Annotated in this window: 7 protein-coding genes; 2 read left to right on the top strand and 5 right to left on the bottom strand. The window is 39.3% G+C overall.

Annotated features, from left to right (window positions below; genetic code table 11):
* The coding region (locus ABFC84_08760) for a hypothetical protein (GenBank protein MEN6412841.1) at positions 1 to 198 on the top strand (198 nt) is incomplete at its 5' end.
* Positions 199 to 522: 324 nt separating this feature from the next.
* Here ABFC84_08760 and ABFC84_08755 read toward each other — a convergent pair.
* The 4 genes from ABFC84_08755 to ABFC84_08740 form a co-directional block, all read right to left on the bottom strand.
* Positions 523 to 1,233: an IS256 family transposase gene (locus tag ABFC84_08755; GenBank protein MEN6412840.1), complete on the bottom strand. Its 711-nt coding sequence runs from the start codon at positions 1,231 to 1,233 to the stop codon at positions 523 to 525.
* 64 nt (positions 1,234 to 1,297) lie between these two features.
* On the bottom strand, positions 1,298 to 1,690 hold the full coding sequence (locus ABFC84_08750; protein MEN6412839.1) for a type II toxin-antitoxin system HicB family antitoxin: 393 nt from the start codon (positions 1,688 to 1,690) through the stop codon (positions 1,298 to 1,300).
* A gap of 57 nt (positions 1,691 to 1,747) precedes the next feature.
* Positions 1,748 to 1,930: a type II toxin-antitoxin system HicA family toxin gene (locus ABFC84_08745; GenBank protein ID MEN6412838.1), complete on the bottom strand. Its 183-nt coding sequence runs from the start codon at positions 1,928 to 1,930 to the stop codon at positions 1,748 to 1,750.
* Between the two features lie 766 nt (positions 1,931 to 2,696).
* Positions 2,697 to 2,918 (bottom strand): helix-turn-helix transcriptional regulator, encoded by a 222-nt coding sequence (locus ABFC84_08740; protein ID MEN6412837.1) that lies wholly within the window; start codon positions 2,916 to 2,918, stop codon positions 2,697 to 2,699.
* Positions 2,919 to 3,029: 111 nt separating this feature from the next.
* On the opposite strand from ABFC84_08740, the gene ABFC84_08735 reads away from it, so the two are divergent.
* Complete coding sequence (locus ABFC84_08735; GenBank protein MEN6412836.1) at positions 3,030 to 3,251, top strand: hypothetical protein; 222 nt, start codon at positions 3,030 to 3,032, stop codon at positions 3,249 to 3,251.
* A 56-nt stretch (positions 3,252 to 3,307) separates the two neighbouring features.
* Here the strand turns inward: ABFC84_08735 and ABFC84_08730 are convergent.
* A partial coding sequence (locus tag ABFC84_08730; GenBank protein MEN6412835.1) for a hypothetical protein occupies positions 3,308 to 4,024 on the bottom strand: 717 nt, incomplete at its 5' end.

The following is a 4,024-nucleotide window of genomic DNA, read 5'->3' as shown; positions in this document are numbered from 1 at the left end:
CTTGATTTTCCCTATGAACTTGAGCAACGTTACCAGAAAGCACACCGTGAAGATGATGATTACTGTGAACTGATCTATGAATGTCTTTACGAAGAAGGATTAGGTCGGTTTAATGAACTCTCCGATGTAGAATTTAAAAAACTGATCCGCAAAAAGTATAACTATATTAAAAAGATTGCCCGGGAAGGATTTTATTAAAACAGCTCCACACACCCTGCTGAATCAGTAAGGGTGAATTTATTAAAAATCATCATGGAGTAAAGCCAGAGAACACTGCCTCCCAGGAAATCGGCATACTAAAAAAACTCAAAGATGATGTTCACTTATTCATCTCCACAAACACCACTATACCTCAGTGGTGTTTTTTGTTCCATACGGTAGTTGTTCCACCGCTTACAATAAAATTTCAGTTTATAGTGTTTTAAAAATTGTTCTACGGTGTTTATAAATTGTAGGTAAGCTAAGAGGAGAGGTAATAGTATTTATTCTATTTATAGCACATTTTAAGACGAGCTTTTGAAATTATAAATGGCAGGCGATCAGTATGTCTTTAACCCCACGGTTTTTCATCTCGTTGAACACCGTTGCCCAAAACGCTGCACTCTCTGTTTCGCTGATCCAGATGCCTAAGATGTCCTTTTTGCCATCTAGGTCAATACCTAAAACGCTGTAAACACATTTGTTTATGACTTTCCCGTCTTTCTTGACTTTGAAGCGTATACCATCGAAAAACACTACCGGGTAAACCTCGGCAAGAGGGCGGGACTGCCATTCAGCTACCTCCGGCATGATTTTGTCGGTTATGCGGCTGATAAGGCTAGCTGAGGCTTCCACGCCGTAGATATCGCGTAGATGGTCTTCTATGTCGCGGGTGCTCATGCCTTTAGCGTACATGGCCAAAATCCGCTTTTCTACTTCGTCTGTACGCGTTTGGCGTTTCTCGATAACCTGGGGCTTGAAGGTGCCGCTGCGGTCTCTGGGGACAGTTATTTCACTCTCGCCCCATTCGCTTCTAATAGTCTTTTTCCCGTAGCCGTTACGGGAGTTGCCTGAATTGTTGCCGGCAATGCTGTTCTTCTCGTAGCCGAGATGCTCGTCCATTTCTGCTTCCAGCATCTTTTCTAATGCTCCGCCAAACAGGCTTTTTAGTTTCTCTGTTAGTTCGCCAGGCGTGGTACACTTCTCGCTTATTAGGCTTACCAACTGCATTTCTTTATCGTCCAACCGTGTCATGCTAAACATCTCCTTAAGTTTGTTTGTGGAGATTATTACCATTTACACGGTTGGAAATACGCCCTCATTCTAAGCCAAGTTCCTGCTTTAGGGCTTTTTGCAGGGTTTGGGAAAAGTTGATACCTGCTTTTTCAGCTTTTGCATTTAGCCAGTTAGGAATACTAAGAGTTTTCTTAATTGCCCGATTATCATTTTCGCGGCGGTATTCTGTAGTATCAACATCAATAAGATTAACAAAACTATTTGGTTCAGTGGTTATATCTTGAGGTTTACTGGATTGCGGTATTATTTCATCTTTGTTTTCTGCATCACAGAGCCACATAGATATAGCGTCACGGGCCATTTCAATAGCTTCAGCAATTGAAGTACCGAAGGTAAAACAGCCAGGCAGATCTGGAACCGATACATTGTAATTATCATTTTCCTGATTAAATACAGCAGGATAAACATATTTCATAGTTAAAACCTCCTCTACTTTTATATTTTTATTTTAATAAAATGCGGGAGCTGGGGCTTATTTCAGCCCCGCTGCCTTCAGTATGTTATTCACAGTTCCTATTGGGATGTCCTTACTGTGTCTTGGTATTGGTATCTTTATTCCTGGTTTATTGGGATTTGTGGCTAGATGATGTCTTTTGCCTTCTTCTATGTACCAGCCATTTTCTTTTAGTAGCTTTAGGACTTCCCGTTCAGTCAATTAACTCGCCTCCTTGTATTTATATTATAATACGTACTAATACGTATGTAAATAAATAATACGTAATTATACGCAAGAAATTTCATAGTTTTACATTAAAAACAGTGAGAATAACGACAAGCAGAAACATAAATTTTTCAGAAAATAAAAGTAACGATTTTATAATCGTTACTTTTATTTATATTATGCTTTTAATCCTAGAGGACACCATGAAATGATGCCACTCCAGGCTTATCCTAATCATTATTTAGAAGCCAAACCATTAAAATAAAAATAGTGGTTGCAACTAAATGGAGTACTTTTATCAAATATAAAAATATGATTAGAATCAGCCCTATTACCTGATACGGGCATATTACCTGTTTTGGCTGAGGTACTGGGGATATCTATCGATCGATTGCTTACCGGAGAAGATATTGCAACAAAGAAAAGTCCTTACGACAGATACTGTCAATTCTCACATTAATTCCGCCAGAATTCTCAAATTAAAGCCAACCCATTTAGGGTAGCAGGAGTAAAAATTGCACATTAACGCGGTATAAAATATTGCAATTCTCATATTAGACCGGATTCAATATGGTTAAAGAAAATGCCGCTGAAATAGAATTACTCCAACGGCCAAATGCTAAAGCTAGAAATTCAATTCACTTTGAGCCGGATAGACAATTTCTTCGCCTACCTGTTTTTTCTTCTTTTCAACAGGCAACTAAAAGGCAATCCGTAGCCAGGCTGTTTACCATGTTTACCACGCGAGGAATATCGTTGCCTATTTCTTGAATGGATATGGCCTCTTCTCATCGGTGCGATTGACAAGATAATCAATACTCGTTTCAAACAGGTCTGCAAGCTTATACATTACAGGAATCGGGATGTTAAGATTCCCAAGCTCATAATCGGAATAGGTTGTTTGATGAATGCTCAAATACTCTGCAATTTGCGCTTGCGTCAGATCTTTATCTTCCCGCATATTACGGATTCTTTCGTACATGGCTATCACCTCAAAACAATTATGCATTAAGGGAATAACCCTTATTGATTTTTAAGGGATAATCCCTTAAAATGTAATGAGATGTATCACTATTCATATGGGAGGATGCTTGTGAGACCGGAAGTTATCAACTTACATGACAAACGGATAGAGCAGTCGGTTGTCAGAATCAGTGCAAAGATTGCAGATGCTGTGAAGATGGTACAGAAGGCTAAAGAAATGGCTATTAGTTCAGAGGATGTTCTGATTAAGGCACAGTTGGAGTTAGAGGAAATTTATATAGTTTTAGATAAACCTTCAATCTCCTGTGATGATACAGGTATTGGTGATTGAGAATGCCCCCAAACTCCTATCGGGCTTTGGAGGCAGTCTCTTTGCATAAAGAAAATCTATCTCAAATTGATCGTCCAGTTGCCATTCATAACGAATTGTGGCCATGATATTTCCAGATCGGCGGTATTTATATCTTTATCGAAATTGAGAACCATGACTGCTTTATCTCCGGTAATTTCTGAAGAAATCTCTTTGATGTTATCGCTATTAACCTGGAAAGCTCTAATGCTGATATTCTTTTCATTTCCAGTGTTTAGCTGGAAGACAAGCTCTGCGGATGTGGGGGAAATGCGTTTGATGCTCTTGATTAAGGCTTTCTGAGCGAAAAAGTCAACTTCACGGTTAAGAGTTTTTTGGCCATTCTCAGGAATATTGATTTTTATATTATCAACTGACTTTTGATAAGTAGCCAAAAGGGCCGGCAGATGAACGGAAAGTTGGCTGTCCTTGGACGCATCTGTTTCAAAGGTAGTTATAGGCCAAGCTTTGGCATCCGCGGGTATATTTAGTTTGTATTGGCTGCCGTTTTGATTTGTTGCATAAATTGCTTCTGTCCTGGTACTGGTTGAGTGACTTGTAATGCCTTCTTTGCCCAGATTTTTATAGCCGTACTGAACCGTGGCGTCAGTTGGTTTGCCAAATGCAGTTATTTTCATGTTTTTATCCTTAAATGAAGCAATCAACTGAACATCCAGTTTGCCGTTATTCTCTATGCTATTCGCACCTACCGTTACCATATCAATCTTGTTCGATGTGGCTTCACTGGCAGCAAG

Source organism: Veillonellales bacterium, from assembly GCA_039680175.1.
In the GTDB taxonomy this organism is placed as follows: Bacteria; Bacillota; Negativicutes; order JAAYSF01; family JAAYSF01; genus JBDKTO01.
The sequence above is the reverse complement of the archived record's forward strand: the minus strand, read 5'-3'. Positions and strand labels throughout refer to the sequence as shown.

What these genes read in the sequence shown, in the direction of transcription:
- ABFC84_08755 (MEN6412840.1), bottom strand. Translation starts at nt 1,233, where the DNA reads ATGACACGGTTGGACGATAAAGAAATGCAGTTGGTAAGCCTAATAAGC.
- ABFC84_08750 (MEN6412839.1), bottom strand. Translation starts at nt 1,690, where the DNA reads ATGAAATATGTTTATCCTGCTGTATTTAATCAGGAAAATGATAATTAC.
- ABFC84_08740 (MEN6412837.1), bottom strand. Translation starts at nt 2,918, where the DNA reads ATGTACGAAAGAATCCGTAATATGCGGGAAGATAAAGATCTGACGCAA.